At 57.9% G+C, this 20,591-nt stretch carries 23 protein-coding genes; 14 read left to right on the forward strand and 9 right to left on the reverse strand.

Going from position 1 to position 20,591, the window contains the following annotated elements:
- Positions 1-110 precede the first annotated feature (110 nt).
- Positions 111-2,369 (forward strand): response regulator, encoded by a 2,259-nt coding sequence (locus AC2FPW_RS18785; RefSeq protein ID WP_496814927.1) that lies wholly within the window; start codon positions 111-113, stop codon positions 2,367-2,369.
- Positions 2,370-2,416: 47 nt separating this feature from the next.
- Here AC2FPW_RS18785 and yaaA read toward each other — a convergent pair whose 3' ends face one another.
- From yaaA to AC2FPW_RS18800, 3 genes are all read right to left on the reverse strand, one after another.
- Positions 2,417-3,187 (reverse strand): peroxide stress protein YaaA, encoded by a 771-nt coding sequence (yaaA, locus tag AC2FPW_RS18790; RefSeq protein ID WP_496814928.1) that lies wholly within the window; start codon positions 3,185-3,187, stop codon positions 2,417-2,419.
- A gap of 32 nt (positions 3,188-3,219) precedes the next feature.
- A complete protein-coding gene (recQ, locus tag AC2FPW_RS18795; protein WP_496814929.1) occupies positions 3,220-5,259 on the reverse strand; it encodes a DNA helicase RecQ in 2,040 nt (679 codons plus the stop codon).
- Positions 5,260-5,337: 78 nt separating this feature from the next.
- Positions 5,338-5,625: a YggT family protein gene (locus AC2FPW_RS18800; RefSeq protein ID WP_170382138.1), complete on the reverse strand. Its 288-nt coding sequence runs from the start codon at positions 5,623-5,625 to the stop codon at positions 5,338-5,340.
- A 129-nt stretch (positions 5,626-5,754) separates the two neighbouring features.
- On the opposite strand from AC2FPW_RS18800, the gene AC2FPW_RS18805 reads away from it, so the two are divergent.
- The 4 genes from AC2FPW_RS18805 to AC2FPW_RS18820 all read left to right on the forward strand — a co-directional run bounded on the left by AC2FPW_RS18805 (position 5,755) and on the right by AC2FPW_RS18820 (position 9,575).
- Positions 5,755-7,122 carry an MFS transporter gene (locus AC2FPW_RS18805; protein ID WP_209598483.1) on the forward strand — a complete coding sequence of 456 codons (1,368 nt, stop codon included), beginning with the start codon at positions 5,755-5,757 and terminating at the stop codon, positions 7,120-7,122.
- Positions 7,119-7,982 (forward strand): penicillin-insensitive murein endopeptidase, encoded by an 864-nt coding sequence (mepA, locus tag AC2FPW_RS18810; protein ID WP_496814930.1) that lies wholly within the window; start codon positions 7,119-7,121, stop codon positions 7,980-7,982. Before AC2FPW_RS18805 ends, mepA begins: the two co-directional genes overlap by 4 nt.
- Positions 7,955-8,839: an esterase-like activity of phytase family protein gene (locus AC2FPW_RS18815; protein WP_496814931.1), complete on the forward strand. Its 885-nt coding sequence runs from the start codon at positions 7,955-7,957 to the stop codon at positions 8,837-8,839. The genes mepA and AC2FPW_RS18815 overlap by 28 nt, the downstream gene beginning before the upstream one ends.
- A gap of 91 nt (positions 8,840-8,930) precedes the next feature.
- Positions 8,931-9,575: a queuosine precursor transporter gene (locus AC2FPW_RS18820; RefSeq protein WP_496814932.1), complete on the forward strand. Its 645-nt coding sequence runs from the start codon at positions 8,931-8,933 to the stop codon at positions 9,573-9,575.
- Positions 9,576-9,912: 337 nt separating this feature from the next.
- Here AC2FPW_RS18820 and AC2FPW_RS18825 read toward each other — a convergent pair whose 3' ends face one another.
- Positions 9,913-10,779: a LysR family transcriptional regulator gene (locus tag AC2FPW_RS18825; protein ID WP_496814933.1), complete on the reverse strand. Its 867-nt coding sequence runs from the start codon at positions 10,777-10,779 to the stop codon at positions 9,913-9,915.
- 256 nt (positions 10,780-11,035) lie between these two features.
- Between AC2FPW_RS18825 and AC2FPW_RS18830 the strand changes: the two genes are divergently transcribed.
- The gene (locus tag AC2FPW_RS18830) at positions 11,036-11,284 is read left to right on the forward strand and encodes an EF-hand domain-containing protein (protein ID WP_480482695.1); all 249 of its coding nucleotides are present in this window, start codon (positions 11,036-11,038) and stop codon (positions 11,282-11,284) included.
- Between the two features lie 18 nt (positions 11,285-11,302).
- A complete protein-coding gene (locus AC2FPW_RS18835; RefSeq protein WP_480546905.1) occupies positions 11,303-11,668 on the forward strand; it encodes an SPW repeat protein in 366 nt (121 codons plus the stop codon).
- Between the two features lie 48 nt (positions 11,669-11,716).
- Here the strand turns inward: AC2FPW_RS18835 and AC2FPW_RS18840 are convergent, their stop codons facing one another.
- From AC2FPW_RS18840 to AC2FPW_RS18855, 4 genes are read right to left on the reverse strand one after another with little or no spacing between them, the layout of a single operon-like run.
- The gene (locus AC2FPW_RS18840) at positions 11,717-12,751 is read right to left on the reverse strand and encodes a succinylglutamate desuccinylase/aspartoacylase family protein (RefSeq protein WP_496814934.1); all 1,035 of its coding nucleotides are present in this window, start codon (positions 12,749-12,751) and stop codon (positions 11,717-11,719) included.
- Between the two features lie 5 nt (positions 12,752-12,756).
- Complete coding sequence (gene rimK / locus AC2FPW_RS18845) at positions 12,757-13,662, reverse strand: 30S ribosomal protein S6--L-glutamate ligase (RefSeq protein ID WP_480482701.1); 906 nt, start codon at positions 13,660-13,662, stop codon at positions 12,757-12,759.
- Entirely contained in the window at positions 13,662-14,159 is a 498-nt protein-coding gene (locus tag AC2FPW_RS18850) for an ATP-dependent zinc protease family protein (RefSeq protein ID WP_496814935.1), read from the reverse strand. Before AC2FPW_RS18850 ends, rimK begins: the two co-directional genes overlap by 1 nt.
- Positions 14,160-14,164: 5 nt before the next feature.
- A complete protein-coding gene (locus AC2FPW_RS18855) occupies positions 14,165-14,443 on the reverse strand; it encodes a hypothetical protein (protein ID WP_480482704.1) in 279 nt (92 codons plus the stop codon).
- A 96-nt stretch (positions 14,444-14,539) separates the two neighbouring features.
- On the opposite strand from AC2FPW_RS18855, the gene mgtE reads away from it, so the two are divergent.
- Positions 14,540-15,904: a magnesium transporter gene (mgtE, locus tag AC2FPW_RS18860; protein ID WP_496814936.1), complete on the forward strand. Its 1,365-nt coding sequence runs from the start codon at positions 14,540-14,542 to the stop codon at positions 15,902-15,904.
- Between the two features lie 56 nt (positions 15,905-15,960).
- Entirely contained in the window at positions 15,961-16,410 is a 450-nt protein-coding gene (locus AC2FPW_RS18865; protein ID WP_480772982.1) for a CBS domain-containing protein, read from the forward strand.
- Between the two features lie 40 nt (positions 16,411-16,450).
- Here AC2FPW_RS18865 and AC2FPW_RS18870 read toward each other — a convergent pair whose 3' ends face one another.
- Positions 16,451-16,816, reverse strand: a complete 366-nt coding sequence (locus AC2FPW_RS18870; protein ID WP_496814937.1) for a YybH family protein — start codon at positions 16,814-16,816, stop codon at positions 16,451-16,453.
- A gap of 155 nt (positions 16,817-16,971) precedes the next feature.
- On the opposite strand from AC2FPW_RS18870, the gene arfB reads away from it, so the two are divergent.
- From arfB to idi, 5 genes are all read left to right on the forward strand, one after another.
- Positions 16,972-17,391: an alternative ribosome rescue aminoacyl-tRNA hydrolase ArfB gene (gene arfB, locus AC2FPW_RS18875; protein WP_496814938.1), complete on the forward strand. Its 420-nt coding sequence runs from the start codon at positions 16,972-16,974 to the stop codon at positions 17,389-17,391.
- A 60-nt stretch (positions 17,392-17,451) separates the two neighbouring features.
- Positions 17,452-18,198: an SDR family oxidoreductase gene (locus AC2FPW_RS18880; RefSeq protein ID WP_496814939.1), complete on the forward strand. Its 747-nt coding sequence runs from the start codon at positions 17,452-17,454 to the stop codon at positions 18,196-18,198.
- 82 nt (positions 18,199-18,280) lie between these two features.
- A complete protein-coding gene (locus AC2FPW_RS18885) occupies positions 18,281-19,297 on the forward strand; it encodes a P1 family peptidase (RefSeq protein WP_496814940.1) in 1,017 nt (338 codons plus the stop codon).
- A 113-nt stretch (positions 19,298-19,410) separates the two neighbouring features.
- Positions 19,411-19,824 (forward strand): c-type cytochrome, encoded by a 414-nt coding sequence (locus tag AC2FPW_RS18890; protein WP_480482716.1) that lies wholly within the window; start codon positions 19,411-19,413, stop codon positions 19,822-19,824.
- A 200-nt stretch (positions 19,825-20,024) separates the two neighbouring features.
- Positions 20,025-20,567 (forward strand): isopentenyl-diphosphate Delta-isomerase, encoded by a 543-nt coding sequence (gene idi, locus AC2FPW_RS18895; RefSeq protein WP_209505166.1) that lies wholly within the window; start codon positions 20,025-20,027, stop codon positions 20,565-20,567.
- Positions 20,568-20,591: the final 24 nt, after the last annotated feature.

A 20,591-nucleotide genomic window follows, 5' to 3' on the forward strand; every position in this document is an offset into this window, starting at 1 on the left:
CCTCCTCTTTGGGCACAGCGTTGCATGGTGTGCGCCTGTTGTGCAACGGCTTAAACAGTTTTTCATCCTCTGTCGGGATGCTGGGCGCAGAGCGTTCTGGAATCAATCAAATGAGTCTTGCACATAAATTGGCACAGGAACGGCGCGCGCGCTTGGCAGCTGAACGGATGCTGGCCCTGAAACAGGCCGAGCTTTCGGCAGCCAATCGCAAACTGGGCCAACATGCCATGGCGTTGACCAAACGAATTGGCGAAACGCAGGCTGAGGTTGAAACCGTTCGGGATGAAAACGAAAAGGTCAAATCCGATCTCTGCTTGGCCAACGCCAAGATCGAGGTTGCCGAACGCCGTTTGTGGCACTCGATTCAGACAATTCAGGACGGATTTGCCTTTTTTGACGGTGACAACCGGCTGATCGGCGCAAACACCGCGTATCTGAGCGTTTTTGAAGGCCTGGACGAGGTCGCGCCGGGAATATCATACCCGCGTATTCTGCATTTGCTGACGTCAGAAGGTATTGTCGATATCGGGGATGAATCCGCGGAAGACTGGCAGGACAGAATGCTGGCCCGCTGGAGCCGCGCCAACCCGCCACCAATCGTCATGCAGCTTTGGAACGGTCACTATATCCGCCTGATCGACCAGCGCGGCAGCGGTGGCGATATGGTGAGCCTTGCTCTCAACATCACAGCGTCGGTCCGGCACGAAATCGAGCTTAAGGCGGCGCGCGAGCGAGCCGAAGCAGCAAACCGGGCCAAGTCGGCCTTTCTGGCCAATATGAGCCATGAAATCCGCACTCCGATGAACGGCATCGTTGGCATGTCCGAGTTGCTGGATGAAACACCGCTGGACGAAGAGCAGCGGCTATACGTCAACACGATCCGCAATTCGGGCGAGGCGTTGCTGGTCATCATCAACGACGTTCTGGACTATTCCAAGATTGAGGCGGACAAGTTGGCTCTGCACCCCGAGCAGTTCGATCTTGAACGCTGCATTCTTGAGGTTGCGATGCTGCTACAGCCCAGCGTGCGCGATAAGGGGCTGACATTGCTGGTGGATTACGACTTGTTCTTGCCAACCCTTTTTGTAGGCGATCCTGGTCGGATACGGCAGGTTTTGACCAATCTGGTAGGCAACGCCGTCAAGTTCACCTCCGAAGGCTACGTGCTGGTCCGGGTGACAGGGGTGCCCAACCCGGATGCGCAGATCTGCGACATCCATATCGCGATTGAAGACACCGGAATTGGCATCGACGCCGAGAAAATCGACCACATATTTGGCGAGTTCAATCAGGTCGAAGACGAGCGTAACCGCCAGTTTGAAGGCACCGGGCTTGGCCTTGCCATCACCAAGCGGCTGATCACCTTGATGGGCGGCACGGTTTGGGTTGAAAGCGAACCGGAACAGGGATCCTGTTTCGGTTTTCGCGTGACACTGCCCACGGTAGAAGGCCCGCAACCCGAGCCTCCGAACCTGGCGGATTGTTTGAAACATGTCCTGCTGGTCGAAGATCTTGCCGTGAACCGGGCCATTCTTGCCAAACAGCTTGGACGACTGGGGGCTGAGGTGACGGTTTGCACGTCGGGGACCGAGGCGCTGTCACAGATGAATGATCAGATTGATCTGGTTCTTTGTGACCACGATCTGCCGGATATGGATGGGCTGGATCTTGCGGTCGCGCTCAGGGATCGCGGGTGGGGTGACATTCCGGTGGTCGTGATGTCTGCAAGCCCCGGTTTGATTCACGCGCATCCTGCCCGTGACCTGATCGACGGTGTCTTGCAGAAACCCATCCCTCGGTCCGAGTTGTATGGCAGGTTGATGGCCCTCGACGGCTCATCGTTGGAAAGGAGCGCTCTGGATGTGGGTAAAACAGTCTCTAAAAAGCGAGATTCTGAATCTGCGCACCCCCGACGCATGAGGGTTCTTGCCGCCGAGGACAACCGCACCAACCAATTGATCCTGAAGAAGATGGTCAAGGATCTGAATATCGATCTTCGCTTTGCCTCGAATGGGATTGAAGCGGTTGAGATCTATCAGGCGTTCGAGCCAGATCTGATCTTCATGGATATTTCAATGCCGAAGATGGACGGCAAACAAGCAACAGCGGAAATTCGCGGGCTTGAGGTTGCAACCGGTCGTCACGTTCCTATCGTTGCCCTGACGGCCCATGCCATGGCGGGGGATGATCAGGGTATTCTGTCAGCCGGCTTGGACCACTACCTGACCAAACCGCTACACAAGAACCGAATTCACCAGATGATCCTGCAACACCAACCCGATTGCGTCTGCTCGGTCGCAGACACCATGCCCGGTGTCAAAATCCGGCGTGAGCGGGGCGAAAACCCGAATCCGACCTCGTCAGGCTGACACTTCAGGCGTTTGCCATCGGGATGCAAGTTCAAGTGATCTGGGTTTCAGGCCGCATAAGGTCTGACGAAAACGGGCTTATCCGCTTCCGACAGATCAGGGCGGTATTCATAGCCGCCACTGTCGAAATCCAGCAGTCCCTTAGGGTCGGTCAAGCGGTGTTGGATGACATACCGCGCCATGGCACCGCGCGCCTTTTTGGCAAAAAAGCTCACAATCTTTGGGGTGCCGCCCTTATCTTCCATGAAGACCGGTGTGATGACGCGCAGGTTCAGGGCATTCAAATCCACCGCACCAAAATACTCCTGACTGGCACAATTCACCAGAATGTTGCTGTTAATCTCGGCACCTTGTGCATTCAGTGCCTTACTCAGCTGATCGCGCCAGTATTCGTAAAGGTTCTTCCCTCTTCGGGTTTTCAGTTTGCTGCCCATCTCAAGCCGGTAGGGCTGTATTGCATCGAGTGGTCGCAACACACCATAAAGGCCGGAAAGGATGCGCAAGTGGTCTTGCGCCCATGACAGCTCTTCTTCGTCCAGCGATGCAGCTTCAAGTCCTTGATATGTGTCGCCAGCAAAAGCAAGCGCAGCCGGGCGTGTGGCCTTGGCGTCGGGTGCATCCGAAAAAGCGCGATACCGGTCGCGGTTCAGGCGTGCCAGATCGTCGCTCAGGTCCATCAGCTTTTTCAGATCACCCAGCGTCAGGTTGCGGGCGGTTTTGGACAGCCGGATTGCATCATCCTGAAAATCGGGTTGCGTTACCCCTACACTCCGCTCGGCCCAGTCCAGCCGTTTGGCCGGGGAAATCACGATCAGCATATCCGCCCTCTTTCTTGCCTGTTTTGGGGTATCTAGCCCGCCTCTCGCAGTACGTCCAGAAAAGCGGCGCCAAACCTTTCGTGACGTCGATCACCCAGCACCTGTGCAATTCCACGGGGATCATCGGGGCGCAGTTGTGCAACCTTTGCCAATTGTGAGGCCGAGCAGGTCAGGGGCTTGTCGATCCCGTCCGGTCCGCGCGACAGCAAGGACTGAACTTCCATCAAGCGGTCGTAAATCTCACCCTGATTGCGGCCAGCCAGTTTTCGGCGCGCCGGATGAACGCTTTTTACCGCCCCTGCGATCACTTCAAGGAACGTGTCGCCATAGCGTTCCAGCTTTTTGGCCCCAACACCGCCGATCCGGGCCATTTCGTCCAGCGTTACAGGGCGCTTTTCCGCCATCTCGATAAGCGTGCGGTCGGGAAAGATGACATAGGCCGGAACACGTGCAGCTTCGGACAGGGCACGGCGTTTGGCCTTGAGCGCTGACAGCAGCGGAGCGTCTTCTTCGGATACCATAGCCTTGACCGCAGGCCGACGTACCGCATTGCGCAGCGTATCCTTGCGCAGGTTTATCTTTGCCTCGCCTTTCAAAATTGGTTTGGCCGCCTCGGTCATGCGCAATGCGCCGTGACGTTCAGGGTCTGGGCGCACCAGATCGTGGCCCATCATCTGGCGGAAAACGGCCTGCCATTGCGGGCGCGTCCAATCTTTGCCGATGCCAAATGTGGACAAATCCTCATGGCGGCGGGCGCGGATTTTGTCGGTCTCGTTTCCCAGAAGGATGTCGATCAAGTGGCCTGTCCCGAACCATTCCTCGGTCCGAAGGATCGCGGACAGGGCCATACGCACCGGAGTTGTGCCGTCGAAAACTTCGGGCGGGCTGTCGCACAGGTCGCATTTGCCGCAGCGTACTGTGGCCTCGCCAAAGTAACCCAACAATGTCTGACGGCGGCATTCCAATGCCTCGGCCAGACCCAGCAAGGCGTTCAGGCGCGCATGATCGGCCATGCGCCGCTCGGGCGGCGCTAGACCCTCGTCAATCTGTGACCGCCGCAGGCGAATGTCATCGGGGCCAAACAGGGTCAGCGTTTCGGCCGGGCCGCCATCGCGTCCGGCGCGTCCGATTTCCTGATAATAGGCTTCGATCGATTTGGGCAGGTCCGCATGGGCGACCCAACGGATATCGGGTTTGTCGATGCCCATGCCAAAAGCCACTGTTGCGACCACGATCAACCCGTCCTCGCGCGCGAAACGGGTTTCGACAATGCGGCGATCTTCGGGGTCCATCCCGCCGTGATAGTGGCAAGCCGAGTGCCCCTCGGCGCGCAGGGCCTGAGCAATCACCTCGGTTTTATTTCTGGTGCCGCAGTAAACGATACCGGACTGGCCTTTGCGCGCATCTGCGAAATCAAGGATCTGCTTGCGCGGTCCGTCCTTTGCGGCGAAAGCCAGATGAATGTTAGGCCGGTCAAATCCGCGCAGAAATTTGCGTGGCTCAATGCCATCGAACAGTTTTTCGACAATCTCATCCTGCGTTTCGGCGTCCGCCGTGGCGGTAAACGCGGCCAGCGGAACCTTCAGGGCGCGCCGCAACTCTCCGATCCGCAGGTAATCAGGGCGAAAGTCATGCCCCCATTGACTGACACAATGGGCTTCGTCCACGGCGATCAGGCTGACGTTGATCCGACGGAGCATCCCAAGCGCCGATCCGGCAGCCAGACGTTCGGGTGCCATGTAAAGCAGCTTTAGCCGCCCGTCTTCCAGCGCGTCCCAGACGGCCTCGGTTTCCTCGGGCGTGTTGCCGGATGTCAGCGCACCGGCCTCGACCCCGGCCTCTTGCAGCCCCCGCACCTGATCACGCATCAGGGCAATGAGCGGAGATATCACGACCGTCACGCCATCGCGGAGCAGTGCAGGGAGTTGAAAGCAAAGAGACTTCCCGCCACCTGTGGGCATGATCGCCAGCACGTTTTCACCTACCGTTACGGCGTCGACAATCTCTTCCTGCCCGGGGCGGAAGGCGTCGAATCCAAAGACATCTCGCAGCAAGGGTGCGGCGTCGAACATATGCGGGGGTGCCCTGTTTTAAGGTTTATCTGCTCTTAAGCCAGGACAATCACATACTAAGATTCAGTGAACAAGTGGTCAGTAGAAATAGGGCGCGTTGTTGATAAGGATGATCCGCAAGGCATAGACGCCGATCAGCACCACCAGCGGGGTCAAATCCAACCCACCCATATTGGGTAGAACGCGGCGGATCGGCCCGTAAATAGGCTCTAATATCCGATTTAATCCGTACCAGATTTGTGCAACCAGTTGTTGGTGGAGGTTGAGCACCTGAAAGTTGATCAGCCAGCTCATGATCACATGGGCCAGAATGATGAACCAGACAATGTCCAGGATCAGCAGCAGGATTTGGATCAGCGACAGCATGGGATCTCCGTTTTCTTGTTGGACGAGACCTAAGCACCCTTTCAGCAAAGAGCAAGTAGGCTGAACTCTGCGCTTGCGAATTGCCCCAAAGCCCCGTCTTATGACCGCAACAAGAAAACAGGGGCAGAAATGGCAGAAATATCCAAGCGCAGGCGTATCTGGGGCTGGTGGTTCTTCGATTGGGCCAGTCAGCCCTATCACACTCTTTTGGTAACGTTCGTGTTCGGCCCTTACTTCGCGGGCGTCGCTGCGGAATATTATCTGGCATCCGGCCTGGACGCGGGGTCTGCGGATGCACAGGCGCAGGTGGTTTGGGCCAACTGCATGACCATAGTTGGTTTGATTATTGCCTTCGGTGCACCGCTGATGGGGGCGATGGCCGATGTGTCGGGTCGGCGAATCCCCTGGATATTCGCCTTTTCCGTGATGTACGCAGTAGGTTCCGGCGCGCTTTGGTACACGATGCCCGATGGCTCGAACATGTGGTTGATGCTGTCTGCCTTCGGTCTGGGTTTCATCGGCGCGGAATACGCCCTGATCTTCATCAATTCCCAACTGCCCGATCTGGGTGATGACAGCGAAGTGGGCGAAATCTCCGGCTCGGGCTTTGCCTTCGGCTATTTCGGCGGCCTGATCTCGCTGGCGATCATGCTTGCGCTGTTTGTGGAGCAGGCCAACGGCAAAACGCTGATCGGGATGGACCCCTTGTTTGGGCTGGATGCGTCGCAACAGCAGGGTACGCGCTTTGTTGGGCCGTTTACCGCCGGATGGTTCATTCTGTTCATGGTGCCCTACTTCCTTTGGGTCCATGACGACGAAACGACAAACAAAAAGGGCAGCGTTGCCGAGGCGCTGCGGCTGTTGGCAAAATCAGTGTCTAACCTGCGCCATCGCACCAGTTTGGCCAGTTACCTGGGCTCATCCATGTTCTATCGGGATGCGCTGAACGGGCTTTACAGTTTTGGCGGCGTCTATGCCCGGCTAGTGTTGGAATGGGACCTGATCAAGATCGGTGTTTTCGGCATCGTCAGCGTTCTGGCTGCAGCGGCATTTTCCTGGGTGGGCGGCAAGTTGGACAAGAAATATGGTCCCAAGCCCGTGATCATCGTTGCGATCTGGGTGTTGATCCTTGTCTGCATCACCATCGTTTCAATGGACCGGTCCCAGATATTCGGTATCGCCATGTCCGAAGGGTCGGGCTTGCCGGATATGGTTTTCTTTGGTTGCGGTATCCTGATCGGAGGCATGGGCGGCATTCTGCAATCCTGTAGCCGGTCGATGATGGTCCGGCATACGGACCCGGCAACCCCCGTCGAAAGCTTTGGCCTTTATGGTCTGTCGGGTCGTGCCACCGCCTTTGCTGCGCCACTTCTGATCGGGATCGCCACCACGGTGACAGGAAGTGCTCGTCTGGGGGTGTCACCCATCGTTCTGTTGTTTATTCTGGGTCTATTCCTGATGCGCTGGGTGAGACCGGAAGGGGATCAGAGCAGATGATTTTAAAACGTTTTTTGGTAATTTTGGCGGCGCTTGCTTTTGCAGGCACTGCGACGGCAGAACCGCTGGCAAAGCAGTTGTTCGGGGCGCAGAAACAAGGTTCACAGCAAAAACCGGCCGCTTTCGGCAGTTATTCGCGCGGATGTGCTGCGGGGGCAGTTCAACTGCCTGAAACGGGGCCTACTTGGCAGGCGATGCGCCTGTCGCGTAATCGCAACTGGGGGCATCCGCAGTCGATTGACTACGTGCAGGACCTCAGCAGGTTTGCAGCCAGTCAACCGGGATGGAACGGTCTCTATATAGGGGATATCAGCCAGCCACGCGGCGGGCCGATGACCTCGGGCCATCGCAGCCATCAGCTGGGGCTGGACATCGATATCTGGATGCTGCCGGGCGAAAACATGCGCCTGAGCCGCAAATCGCGCGAAAACATCTCGTCCATCTCTCTTCGTCGTTCCAATGGCGCTTACGTCAACGGCAACTGGACCAAGCAGCATCATGCACTGTTGCGTGAAGCGGCAAAAGACAAGCGTGTGGCCCGGATTTTCGTGTTTCCCGGGGCCAAGGTTCAGATGTGCGACGATGAAAAGGGGAACCGCGACTATCTGCGCAAGATAAGGCCCTGGTGGGGGCATCACTATCATTTCCACGTGCGCCTGAATTGTCCCAAACGGGCAAAGGGTTGCGTGAATCAGGACCCACCCCCCAAGGGCGATGGCTGCGCCGAGGCCCGTCAATGGGTGCACAACATCCTGAACCCGCCGCCACCCGATCCGAATGCGCCGCCGCCGAAGAAACGCCGGGAATACGTTCTGGCCGACTTGCCGCAACAATGCTCCGCCGTTTTGCAATCCAACTGAGTGTAGCGCTGTTTCTTGCCCCGGTGGCCGCCGCGCTGGATGTGAAATCTGCGGCCCACCTGGACAGTTTCGTTTGGCGGCATCCAGCAAGTTGGTTTGGCGGATTTTCAGCGCTTCATATCTCGGACGACGGAGGCCAGATGATTGCGCTTAGCGACCGGGCGCAGATCGTGACCGCGCGGATTGAGCGGCGCGAAGGCCAGATCGCGGATATTCACGTTCTTGGTCAATGGCCGGTGCTGTCCAGCAATGGGCATATCATGAAAGGCGGCGTCGGCGATTCCGAAGGCATCGCGGTGACGCCGGATGGCGGGATATTCATCTCGTTCGAAGGGGTGCATCGTGTCGCGTTTTACTCCGCCCCGGGCTCAAGCGCGCGTGTGTTACCTCGCCCGAATGCGTTTCGGGACCTTGCCGACAATGGTTCTTTCGAAGCTCTGGCCATTGATGGGCGCGGCTGGCTTTACACTTTGCCGGAAAAGAACCGCACCGCTAAAGGGGACATTCCGGTTTACCGTTGGAATGGCGGCACATGGTCGACCCCGTTTGTTCTGCCACAGCGCGGCGGCTTTAAACCCGTTGCCGCGGATTTCGGTCCCGATGGGCGTTTCTACGTTTTGGAACGCAAGGTATCCTTGGTCGGTTTTCGATCGCGACTGCGGCGATGGGACGTGGTAGACGAGAAACCAGGCACCGAGGAAACCCTGTTCGAAACCGGAACGGGCGCGCATGACAACCTCGAAGGATTGTCGGTCTGGCGCGACGGGCAAGGCCGGTTGCGCGCCACGATGATTTCGGATGACAACTTTCTGGCGTTGCAGCGGACCGAACTTGTGGAATACCTGCTGCCCGATTGACAGGGCGCAGGCAAAGGTCTAAAGGCACGGCTTGCCTTGGGACGGTCCCTTGGCCAAGTCGCCGCTACCTTGTCAAAACGGGCATCAAAACATGCAACGTAACTTCATTCCCGGCATTATTGCCATGGCCACCATTGTTGTGGCCTCGAACATTCTGGTCCAGTTCCTGATCCTTGACGGGCTGCTGACATGGGGTGCTTTCACCTATCCGCTGGCCTTTCTGGTCACTGACATCATGAACCGCGTCTATGGCGTGGGTCCGGCCCGCAAGGTCGTGTTTGCCGGCTTTGTCACCGGTGTTATCTGTTCGCTGATCGGCAGCCAGATCATGTTGCAGGGTGACGGGTTCACCTATGCTGCCGTACCGCTGCGCATCGCCGTTGCATCGGGAACCGCCTTCCTGATCGCGCAACTGACGGATGTCACCGTGTTCAATTCCCTGCGCGGTGGTCGCTGGTGGCGTGCACCGCTGGTGTCGACGCTGGTGGGGTCGGCACTGGATACCGCGATCTTCTTCACCCTCGCCTTTTCGGCTTCGGTCACCTTCTTCGGCGCCAATGCTGACGCCGCAATCAACTGGGCGTGGGAGCCGGTACCCTTCATGTTGTCCGGCCCGGTGGCACCGCTTTGGGTGACGCTGGCTTTTGCGGACTGGTTGGTGAAGCTTTCGCTGGCGCTGATCGCCCTGATCCCGTTCAAGGTGATCGTTGCGCGGCTGACTGCGCAGCCTGTGTAAAAAAACGCTTTGAGAATGGCACAACTTGTGGCACGCTTCTTTCCAACCGCAACAGATAGAAAAGGAGGTGATCCAGTGTCAAGAAAGAGATTGGAGAGAGGTGTCGGAACAACCGGGGGGATCGCCCGTTAGGGCAGCCCTTGGCGGAGCGCTCGCTCCGGCTGGTCGATTGATCTAACCGACCCGACCTCCTGAACTTTCGAAGGGCCGTCCCGCTGGGGCGGCCCTTTTTGATCCCTTCACTTTCTGGGGGTGTTCAAAACTTACCGTGCGCGGAGGCTGGCTGCGTTCGACGCAGCATAAAGCTTGGTCGCGGCAACGGCGTGAATACGTGTCGTCAAAGCTTCGGTGTCTGGCCGCGTGCACTTGATGTCTGGCAAAGCTGCCGCGCGGCCTGACCCGGATATCCTTCTTCCTCGCTTTCATCGAACACGACATAGGCGGCATAAGCGAATCTGGGTGCCATTTCGATCAACTTGAGCCAGCCTTTGCGAAGTTCCGGTTCGACAACACGCTGTGGGAAATATCCGGCCGAGGGAACCGACCGAAGATATTGCAGGCCGAGGGTGCCAATGCCCAGCTGAAGGCGCGGCGCATCAAGTTCCGGAAAGTTCAGCATATGATCGGCGCGAAACTCCGGGCCCCAGTCTATCAGGACATAAGCGTTGCCCAGATCAGCGGGCAGGGCTTCCGGGCCGCTGCTGACAAGGACAAACTCGTCCTCGAAAAGCTGGAGCGCGGACAAGCCCGGCGCGTTTCGCGGCCGGTACATGATGGCAAGATCCAGGCTGCCTTCCTCGATTTCGCGCGCGAGTGTTTCCGACGAGGCCGCTGTCGCCCGGATGGCGACGTCAGGGAGTGCCGCCATCAACTCGGACAGGGCGTTGATTAGATAGCCGTCCCAAAGACTTGGTGTTGCGCCGATTTCCAAGGCGGCTGCCATCGAAGCAGGCAGACCGGCATCCAGCTTGGCCTGGGTCCACGTTCGCACCAGAACCTGCGCATGTTTGAGGAAATGCCGCCCGGCAATGGTCAGGGTCGCGCCGGACTTGCTGCGTTCAAACACGGGCTGTCCAAGCTGTTGTTCGAGCGTTCGGATCCGCATGCTGACGGTCGATTGCGTAACATGGACCTTGTCCGCTGCGTCAAGAAAAGTACCGGTTTCAACGACCGCAAGGAAGGTTCGGGCGAGCTCAATGTCCATCGTTCACCTATTTGAATATTCGATATTATGGGCGATATAAATTCGTTATTCAACGCTATGCGGATGTGCGATATATGCTGCGTAGCGCGAAAGTGCCCCCACCGGATCGGACCGCCAATCAACAGTTTTCATCGTATAGTGGACAACCCGATCTGCGGAACAGGTGTAATCTGTCTGCCGTAGATAAGCCTCCGACACCCAAGCGCTGCACCAACCCCTCAATGGGTAAACCGCCCATTCCCTGATGGAGAACAAAATGAGTCGAGTTTCTGTTGTTGCTCTGCTCGCGTCATTCCTTGCCCTTCCGGCCGCTGCCTTGCCGGTAGGACTGGACACGGACGGTGATGGTCTGGCTTCGCTGACCGAGCTACAGACAAAGTATCCCGATATTACCAGTGAGAGCTTTGCTGAAATTGACACGGATGCCGATGGTTTCGTCAATGACGAAGAAATGGTCGCCGCGGTCGAGGCAAAGTTGCTTCCTGAACCCAAAGGTGACGAATAAGCCAGGGTTGCCAAGAACATGAGAAACCCCTCTCCGCCTTACAGGTGGATGCTTGCCGGGATGGGTATCTGGTTAGTGCTGTCCCCATTTGTACTGTTCAGCCAGAAAACCCTAGCTCACGGTTCGTCTGACCGTGAGTCGCTCGCCTTCATGACGATCGGTATTGGTGTGTTGGTCATGTCAGGCGCTAGCGGCCGGGGCCACCTTCTCGCACGGGTGGCTCCGGTATTGGCGGTCGGGGCATTGCTGATCGCCGCGCCCGAGGTGCTGCATTTTACCGGTCATGGTGTGGCAGTGGCAAATGCTTGGCTCACGGGATCTGCGCTGATCGCGCTCGCCGCTTGGGAGGCGCTGGCGAGTAACAGATTGCGTGCGATCCTGTAGGCTGGCGCGGGGCAGGCAACTGCCCCGCGTTTCTTTCGGCTCCGGCGTCTAAATGATCTCGTCTTCATCGAACATCGGATCGCCTTCAAGCTGGCTGGCGATTGTATCGACCCGCATTTCGACATCCGAGCCGGTCGTTTCCGCAATATGAAACAACGCGTCACCTTCATGAACGACAGGCAGATTAGTGCGCCCCACGATGATACCCGTGGTTTCGCAGATGATATCGGTCCTGAGTTCTCCGAACGGGTCGGAAATGCGTCCAAGCAGGTCACCGGAAGCCACATATTCTCCGGTCGCTTTGAAAGTCCGCAACAGGCCACCGGCGGGCGCGCGCATCCATGAGCTTGACCGGACATGGACAGGCTTTTCGCGCACAGCGGCGATGCCACGCTTGGCAACCATGCCCTTTGCGTTCATCACCCGAAGTATGCCAGCGACCCCCGCCCGTGCAGACAGTTCGTCGAAACGCAGACCCTCACCGCCCTCGAACAGCAGGATATCCACACCACGCTCTTGCGCGGCCTTGCGTAGCGACCCGTCGCGCAGCTTTGAGATCATCACCACGGGCGCACCGAACGAATCCGCGTATTTAAGGGTGACATCCGAAGCCGGAGAGACGCGGATCTGCGGCAGATTGGTGCGGTGAATCGCGGCAGAATGAAGATCGATCCCCAGGTCCGACCGCTCGACGATCTCGGCCATGAAAAGATGCGCCAGCCGACCGGCCAGCGATCCCCCCTCACTGCCGGGGAAGGAACGGTTCAGGTCGCGCCTGTCGGGAAGGTATCGGGAATGTGTCATGAAACCAAAGGCATTCACGATCGGTATAACCAGCAAGGTACCCGCAAGCTTGTCAAGCTGTGGCGCCCGAAGCAGTCGCCGCGCGATTTCCACACCGATCACCTCATCACCGTGAACGGCGGCACTGACGAACAGGACCGGTCCGGGGCGGCGGCCGTGAACCACGTGTACTGACATGCTCACCGGTGTATGATCCGACAGAACGCTAACCGGCAAATCCAGAGTGGTTCGTGTACCGGGCGGTACGCGAAAACCTCCGATTTCAAAGGGACCGCGCATTGCCTCTACCCACGGCCTCGTGTCTTTGTGTTGCCTTTGGCTGCATTCTTTTCGAGAAACTCGATGATTTTGCCCGCGACATCAATGCCGGTGGCCTTTTCAACCCCTTCAAGCCCGGGTGAGGAGTTCACTTCCATCACCACCGCACCGTGATTGGCGCGCAGCATATCGACACCACACACATTAAGACCCATGGCCTTGGCCGCACGCACGGCTGTCGAGCGTTCCTCGGGTGAGATTTTGATAGGCTTGGCGCTGCCACCGCGATGCAGATTTGATCTGAACTCGCCCTCGGCCCCTTTTCGTTGCATCGCCGCGATCACTTTTCCACCGACCACAAGCGCACGAATATCCGTGCCGCCTGCTTCCTTGATGAACTCCTGTACCATGATGTTGACCTTGGCGCCGCGAAACGCCTCGACCACGGATTTTGCCGACCGGTTTGAATCCGCAAGCACCACGCCGATGCCCTGCGTGCCCTCCAGCAGCTTGACCACCAGCGGAGCGTCCCCCGCCAGTTTGAGAACTTCATCGGTCTGTTTCGGGTCATGCGCGAAGGTGGTGACCGGCAATCCGATCCCGTCCCGCGCCATCAGCTGCATGGATCGCAACTTGTCACGGGATCTGCCAATCGCAACCGACTCGTTGAGCGGAAAGACACCCATGATCTCGAACTGCCGCAAAACGGCCAGCCCATAGAATGTGACCGAAGCGCCGATCCGCGGGATCACAGCGTCATAGCGCCCTAACTTCTTACCATCGTAATAAACCTCGGGTCGGCGCGACGCGATATTCATGTAACAGCGCAGCGTGTTCACAATATCCAGCTGGTGCCCGCGTTGTTCTGCAGCCTCTTTCAGACGCTGGTGGGAATACAGGTTTGGGTTCCGGGCAAGCATGACAAATTTCATTAGCGTCGTCCCTCTGCGTCCTTGGATCTTGTCTTGCTCTTCATCTTTTCCGGGTCTTTTCTTGCATCCAAAAGATATGAATGACCGGGATCGACAAGGATCCCACGCCTTCGAATGGCGGTACGGCCAAGGATCAGATCAAACTCCATCTTCGCGCGATTGGCCAGCGAAACGTCGATCAGCCAGCGATGCCGTCCAAGCAGAAGTTGCGTTCTGACAATCAACCGGCGTTCCGGAATGCCACCAGTGTTCTTGATTTCCCGCTCGTCTACAACCCGCGTGCGCACCCGACCTGATGAACGGCGATTATGGACCGGGATCATGAACTCGACCCATCGTTCGCCATCAACCTCGAACACGGTCTGGTCCACGGCATGCAGGGCCGCGGTTCTGGCGCCTGTGTCTATCTTTGCTGGAATATGCTCGATCCCGAACTCGGGCAGGCTGATCCGCTCGCGCCATCCTATGACTTCGGCGTATCCTGTTTGTTTAGCCATGGCGACTAAGCCACGCAGTCATCATTGGCGCGCCGGTAATTCACAAACGAATTCGCGCTCATCACAACGTAAAAACTATCCATATCGATTAACACATACCCAAGTTCAAAAAGTGCGATCGACAGGGCGCGGATATCTGCTTCATACAAACGCCTGCGCCCGGCGATCCGACGCACCAACTTGTCCGGAATGCGATACCGTCCGCTGGCCTTGCCGCCAAACTCCTGATCGTACAAGACGGCCAGACGTTCGGCTGCGGCGGATATCCAGTCATTTTCCTGCATGCACTTTCTTACAAATCAAAAATTTTTTTGTCTATAGGCAAATAATTTCTGCTATATCGGCGTAAGTTAAGAATCTATACCCCCACAGGTCGGCGGATGAGCGATAAGGACTCCTTACCAAAGGAAACAGGGACGCAGCTTCAGCTGGCGTTGGAAAATCGCGACGGGGCGGCGCTGGCAGACCTGCTTGATCCGCTTTCGTTAAGCGATGCACTGCGGGAATTGCTCAACCTGCCCGTTGACCAGCGAAGCGCCGCGCTCTCGTTGCTGCCACCGGAACGTGCGGCCGAACTGGTCGAAGAAGCGCCAAACGCGCTGGCGGTCGATCTTGTCGAACGCTTGGTATCCGATCAGGCCGCCGAGATCATCCTTGAGCTGGATTCCGACATTCAGGCGGATGTGATCGGTGAACTCGAAGACGCCGATGCAGAAGCGATCCTTGCCCGGATGGACCCGGAAGATGCGGCGGATGTCCGGCGGCTGGTTGAATATGACGACGATGTCGCCGGTGGTCTGATGGTGGCCGAAGCCTTTACCTTTTCCGATGGCGATACAGTCGGAAAGGTTTTGCGGCGTTTCGCTCATGAAGAATACGATCTGGAACGTTACCGTGGCCAGCACCCTTACGTTTTGAATTCCGATGGCGTGCCTGTCGGAGTGCTGTCCTTACGCAGCCTGCTGTCCACACGGCGAAGCATCAAACTTACCGATATCATGGTGCCTCCTATCACGGTTCCGGCCAGCATGCCGCTGGAAGAACTGGAGGACCTTTTCGATGAGCACCCTTTTCTTGGGTTGCCGGTTGTCGAAACGGACGGGAACCTTGTGGGTGTCGTTTCCCGTTCTGCTGTGGATGAGGCCCTGCTAGAGCGCGCGGAATCGGCAAGCCTGAAACGTCAAGGTGTCTTTGGGGACGAACTGCGATCGATGCCCTTGCCGCTCAGGGCGCGGCGTCGGCTTCAATGGCTGTCGGCCAACATCGTGCTCAACGTGATCGCGGCCAGCGTGATTGCCGCCTATGAACAGACCCTTGCCGCCGTGATCGCACTGGCTGTGTTCCTGCCGATGGTCTCGGATATGAGCGGTTGTTCCGGCAATCAGGCCGTTGCTGTCAGCATGCGCGAGCTGTCGCTTGGTCTGGTTCGGCCCATTGATGCTATGCGGGTCTGGTTAAAAGAGGTCTCGGTCGGCATCATCAACGGCTGTGTCCTTGGCCTGCTAATCGGACTCGTTGCCTGGATGTGGAAAGGAAACCCGTTTCTGGGTTTGGTGATTGGCGGCGCGCTGGGCCTGAACACGATCATCGCGGTATCGATCGGTGGCGTTCTGCCATTGTTGTTAAAGCGCATCGGTCAGGACCCGGCGGTCGCCAGTGGCCCTTTGCTGACAACGATCACTGACATGGCGGGTTTTTTTCTGGTCCTGAGCCTTGCAACGGCGATGATGCCGCTCCTGAATTAGTGTTTTTCATGCGCCCTGATCAACACAGGGGTCGGGCGCTCAACCACGAGGAAGACATGACGATCTCAAGCATTGTCAAAACGCAGAACCTGAAAAAGCCGCCATTTTGCGACACTGACACAACGGTGTTCGATGCGGCCGTCACCATTGCGTTGCTGGACGTGAATGCGCTGGCGGTTCTCAGCGATGGGAAGCTGGTCGGGATTATCACGGATCATGACGTGCTGCTGTGCCTGGCGGATTCCGGCTCGGCTTTCTACAAGCAGACTGTGGGTGACTGGATGACGGAAAAACCCGTCACCTGCGCGCTGGGCTCGAAGCTGTCCAATGGCCTTAATCTGATGGCCAAACACAAGATCCGAAACCTTGTCGTAACTCAGAATGGAAAAGCAATTGCCGTTGTGAGCAGTAAAGAAATCCTGGCACGGGTGCATGAGGAAGACGAGCTGGAGCTGAAGGTGTTGCGCGATATCGCCCGCGGGGCTCAGGGCCAGTCAATAGCCTGACACCGCGGTTCCATGTCTGCTCACTCTCTATTCAGGGCCGCTAAGGAAGGTCACTGTTGAAGATGGAAATGCTGACTTTCCAGGTGCCGTCCGTCTGGCGTTTCAGGACGTTCACAAACTTCCCTTTTTCCGGCGGATCAGAGTCAGCAATTGCAAAGGATCCGACCTGATAGGCGATATCGCCATCGACACCGAAATCGATCAACTCATTTGTATGTGTTCCGCCGATGTTTTCCTTCATTCTTTCCTTATAGGCTTCGATGAACGCTTCGCGCCCGCGCAGCAGGGCTCTCTGGGCGCCAACAACATGACGTCTTCGGTAAAGAACGCGGCTGACGCGAACAAACGGCCCGGCCACCGCCAGGATTCTGAATTGCGCGACCTGCCAAAGCAGGCTTGATCGCACATATGCACTGCGTTAGGCACCGAGGATGAGGAGACTTGCTGAAATGCTGTGCCGCAATGGCTTACGCCCGCCCGCATGTTGCGGGTATCCGACGGCACGGTTCGGGATCGCCACTCTTCCTTTTCATTCGCCCAAGTCACCAAGCTGACACTGCCATGCTGCACATCACCGATGATATCGCGCTGCAAGACTGGGAAATGACCGAAAGCTTTGTACGGTCGTCCGGTCCCGGAGGGCAGAATGTCAACAAGGTGTCGACCGCAGTCGAGCTGCGCTTCGAAGCCGCGCGCTCGCCGTCCTTGCCCGATCCGGTCAAGGCCCGGCTAAAGCGACTGGCCGGGCGACGCTGGACCAAAGACGGCGCAATCATCATTCAATGTGAGGAAACACGCTCGCAGGCCCGCAACCGTGAAATCGCGCGCGCAAGGCTGGCAGAACTGATCACCCGCGCGCTGGTCAAACCAAAACGGCGGATTGCAACGAAACCGACCTATGGCTCGGTCAAGCGTCGGCTCGCCGCGAAAAAGGCGCGTGGCGACGTCAAGGCGCTGCGGGGCAAGGTGTCTGAAGATTGATCTGGCATCTTGCCGGGGCGTTGATAGTCTGGCCCGCAAAGGCTGCAAAAGGGCAACGTCATGAGGCTGGAGGGGAAAACCGCAATCGTCACCGGCGGCGCATCGGGGTTCGGTGCGGGGATCGTGAGGAAATTCCTGACCGAAGGCGCACGCGTCATGATCGCGGACATCAATGGTGACGCAGCCGCTGAGATGGCGGCGCAACTTGGGGCCGGGGCATTGGCGCATCAGGTCGACGTCGGCGACGGGGCTTCGGTTCAAGTGATGGCGGGCACGGCACTTGCCGCCTTTGGGGCGCTCGATATTCTGGTAAACAATGCAGGTGTCACCCACTTGCCAACCCCTCTGGAAAACGTCACCGAGGATGATTTCGACCGGGTCTTCAACGTGAACATGAAGTCCGTCTATCTGACCGCCCGGGCATTTGTTCCCCATATGAAGGCGCGCGGCGCGGGCGCAATTCTGAACGTGGCCTCGACAGCGGGCCTGTCACCGCGCCCGAATCTGAACTGGTACAACGCGTCCAAAGGGTGGATGATCACGGCAACCAAAACCATGGCGGTCGAATTGGCCCCAACCGGCATTCGCGTGAACGCGATCTGCCCAGTGGCGGGCGAAACACCGCTGTTGAAATCTTTCATGGGCGAAGACACGCCCGAGATTCGCGCCAAATTTCTGGCGACCATCCCACTGGGACGGTTTTCAACACCCGAAGACATGGCCAACGCCGCCTGTTTCCTGTGTTCAGACGAGGCCAGCATGATCACCGGCACCGCGCTCGAGGTCGATGGCGGCCGATGCATCTGATCCGCTCTTCATCTGGCCAAAAATATCCCCGCCGGAGGCAGCGCGCGCCCGCGCGCTTCCCCGCTCCAATCCCGAGCTCAAGATGATCCCTGGACCAAGAAACCTGATTACCGATGTCCCCGGCCTGAAGGTTGGAAACGCCCAGGACCATACGCTGAAGTCCGGGACCACGGTTCTTACGGCAGATAAACCGTTCGTTGCGTCGGTCCATGTGATGGGCGGGGCACCGGGTACGCGCGAAACCGATCTGCTTGCGCCTGATAAAACCGTCACAGGGGTGGACGCGCTGGTTCTGTCCGGCGGATCGGCCTTTGGACTCGACGCCTGCTCGGGTGTTTCAGATGCGATGCGGGTCGAGGGGCGCGGATTTCCCGTCGGGTCCGCTAAGGTTCCGATCATTCCCGGTGCGATCCTGTTTGATCTGCTCAATGGCGGTGCAAAGGATTGGGTGGAAAACCCCTATCGTGCGCTGGGGCGGGCTGCTTATCTGGGCGCTTCAAAAGAATTTGATTTGGGGTCCGTCGGGGCAGGCACCGGGGCGTTGGCCGCAATGCAAAAGGGCGGGCTTGGCTCTGCCTCGTCCATTCTGCCTGATGGGGTCACGGTCGGGGCCCTCGTTGCGGCGAACCCGCTGGGCAGTGTCACAACACCGGGTGACCGGCACTTTTGGGCGGCACCCTTTGAACAAGGTGCAGAATTTGGCGGGCTGGGTCCCGATATGTCGCCGGATCAAAGCCGGATCCGCCCCAGCCGCAAAGCGATAGCCATGAGGCCAGCGCAACCCGAACAGACAAACACGACCATCGCCATCGTTGCCACGGATGCCGCATTGACCAAACCCCAATGCCAAAGATTGGCCGTTGCCGCCCACGACGGAATTGCCCGGGCGATCCTTCCCGCACACACACCCGGCGACGGTGATCTGGTTTTTGGCATCAGTACCGGCGCCCGCCCCATCGCATCCGAGGCCGATCTCGCTCTGATCGGGCACGCGGCTTCGCTGTGCCTGTCCCGCGCCATCGCGCGGGCGGTTTATCTGGCGACCCCGGCGGAAGGAGACCTGTTGCCCTGCTGGACCGCTGTACATGACTTAAGTTAAGGACACACCATGTGTCGCAGTGGCACTGTAGATGCGCGCGGCAATCCGCGCGTTGACACTTTTATGCGCCGGGGGTCCATTCGGTGCAGCCAATTTGTATCGGAGCACAAGCTATGAATCGTATCCTCACTATCGCAATCGCTGGCCTGCTGGCGCTGCCTGCCCATGCCGAAGGCGATGCCGAAGCCGGTGAGAAAGCTTTCAACAAATGCAAGTCCTGCCACATGATCGCTGACCCGGCCGGAGAAGTCATTGTCAAAGGCGGAAAAACCGGTCCCAACCTCTTTGGTGTCGCCGGCCGCACTGCCGGAACCTACGAAGACTTCAAATATGGCGACAGCATCGTCGCAGCCGGTGAGAAGGGTTTGGTCTGGGATGAGGCCTCCTTTGCGGAATACACGCAGGACCCTAAGGGCTTCCTGAAATCGTATCTGGACGACACCGCTGCCAAGTCGAAAATGACCTTCAAACTGAAAAGCGGCGGTGAAGACGTCTACGCCTATATCGTCAGTGTATCAGGCGAATAAACGCTAGCATTGTGCACCCATGCACAAGGACCAAAGGCCGCAGCCCCTGCGGCCTTTGGTGCGATTGATACCAGTGTAGAACAGCGCCACTTTGGTATCTGACGGCAAACCGCAGAGTGTGCCGCAACGCCAAGCCGACCCGGCAACAGCTAAACCCAACATCAGCGCCCGTCAGGCGGATTGGCAACAGGAGAGGACAGATGGGCATTATGATCCCGGCTTGGGTCAATGGTGAATTGACTCCGGTAGACAAACTTGAAGCTCACGAAAAGGGCCTCAAGCACAAGGCCGTGTCGGTGTTTGTCGTTAGGGGCACCGAGATTTTGTTGCAGCGTCGGGCGCTGGGCAAGTACCACACGCCCGGCCTGTGGGCGAACACTTGCTGTACACACCCCGACTGGGACGAAAGCTCGTCAACCTGCGCCGTGCGCCGTTTGAACGAAGAACTGGGGATCACAGGTCTTTATCCTGAATACCGTCACCGTTTGGAATACCACGCCGATGTTGGGAACGGCATGGTGGAAAACGAAGTGGTCGACGTTTTTCTGGCCCATGTGCGCGGACCGCTGAAAATCGCGCCTGATCCGGACGAAGTCATGGATATCCGCTGGATCGACTACCATGACCTGTTGGCCGAAGTGGCCCGCCACCCGGATCGGTTTACACCGTGGCTCAAGATCTACCTGCACAACCATGCGGACACGATTTTTGGCCCGGACCTGATCATTTCAGCTAAATCCTGAGGCACTCCGAAAATCCCTGCCTTG

Source organism: Ruegeria sp. SATB027, assembly GCF_059613825.1.

Excerpts from the sequence above, each read along its gene's own strand:
- AC2FPW_RS18785 (WP_496814927.1), top strand. The coding sequence starts at position 111 with ATGAGTCTTGCACATAAATTGGCACAGGAACGGCGCGCGCGCTTGGCA.
- yaaA (WP_496814928.1), bottom strand. The coding sequence starts at position 3,187 with ATGCTGATCGTGATTTCCCCGGCCAAACGGCTGGACTGGGCCGAGCGG.
- AC2FPW_RS18835 (WP_480546905.1), top strand. The coding sequence starts at position 11,303 with ATGAGAAACCCCTCTCCGCCTTACAGGTGGATGCTTGCCGGGATGGGT.
- AC2FPW_RS18880 (WP_496814939.1), top strand. The coding sequence starts at position 17,452 with ATGAGGCTGGAGGGGAAAACCGCAATCGTCACCGGCGGCGCATCGGGG.
- mgtE (WP_496814936.1), top strand. The coding sequence starts at position 14,540 with ATGAGCGATAAGGACTCCTTACCAAAGGAAACAGGGACGCAGCTTCAG.
- AC2FPW_RS18850 (WP_496814935.1), bottom strand. The coding sequence starts at position 14,159 with ATGGCTAAACAAACAGGATACGCCGAAGTCATAGGATGGCGCGAGCGG.
- AC2FPW_RS18885 (WP_496814940.1), top strand. The coding sequence starts at position 18,281 with ATGATCCCTGGACCAAGAAACCTGATTACCGATGTCCCCGGCCTGAAG.
- AC2FPW_RS18820 (WP_496814932.1), top strand. The coding sequence starts at position 8,931 with ATGCAACGTAACTTCATTCCCGGCATTATTGCCATGGCCACCATTGTT.
- AC2FPW_RS18830 (WP_480482695.1), top strand. The coding sequence starts at position 11,036 with ATGAGTCGAGTTTCTGTTGTTGCTCTGCTCGCGTCATTCCTTGCCCTT.
- AC2FPW_RS18815 (WP_496814931.1), top strand. The coding sequence starts at position 7,955 with ATGCTCCGCCGTTTTGCAATCCAACTGAGTGTAGCGCTGTTTCTTGCC.
- mepA (WP_496814930.1), top strand. The coding sequence starts at position 7,119 with ATGATTTTAAAACGTTTTTTGGTAATTTTGGCGGCGCTTGCTTTTGCA.
- idi (WP_209505166.1), top strand. The coding sequence starts at position 20,025 with ATGGGCATTATGATCCCGGCTTGGGTCAATGGTGAATTGACTCCGGTA.
- arfB (WP_496814938.1), top strand. The coding sequence starts at position 16,972 with ATGCTGCACATCACCGATGATATCGCGCTGCAAGACTGGGAAATGACC.
- AC2FPW_RS18865 (WP_480772982.1), top strand. The coding sequence starts at position 15,961 with ATGACGATCTCAAGCATTGTCAAAACGCAGAACCTGAAAAAGCCGCCA.
- AC2FPW_RS18800 (WP_170382138.1), bottom strand. The coding sequence starts at position 5,625 with ATGCTGTCGCTGATCCAAATCCTGCTGCTGATCCTGGACATTGTCTGG.
- recQ (WP_496814929.1), bottom strand. The coding sequence starts at position 5,259 with ATGTTCGACGCCGCACCCTTGCTGCGAGATGTCTTTGGATTCGACGCC.
- AC2FPW_RS18840 (WP_496814934.1), bottom strand. The coding sequence starts at position 12,751 with ATGCGCGGTCCCTTTGAAATCGGAGGTTTTCGCGTACCGCCCGGTACA.
- AC2FPW_RS18855 (WP_480482704.1), bottom strand. The coding sequence starts at position 14,443 with ATGCAGGAAAATGACTGGATATCCGCCGCAGCCGAACGTCTGGCCGTC.
- rimK (WP_480482701.1), bottom strand. The coding sequence starts at position 13,662 with ATGAAATTTGTCATGCTTGCCCGGAACCCAAACCTGTATTCCCACCAG.
- AC2FPW_RS18805 (WP_209598483.1), top strand. The coding sequence starts at position 5,755 with ATGGCAGAAATATCCAAGCGCAGGCGTATCTGGGGCTGGTGGTTCTTC.
- AC2FPW_RS18825 (WP_496814933.1), bottom strand. The coding sequence starts at position 10,779 with ATGGACATTGAGCTCGCCCGAACCTTCCTTGCGGTCGTTGAAACCGGT.
- AC2FPW_RS18890 (WP_480482716.1), top strand. The coding sequence starts at position 19,411 with ATGAATCGTATCCTCACTATCGCAATCGCTGGCCTGCTGGCGCTGCCT.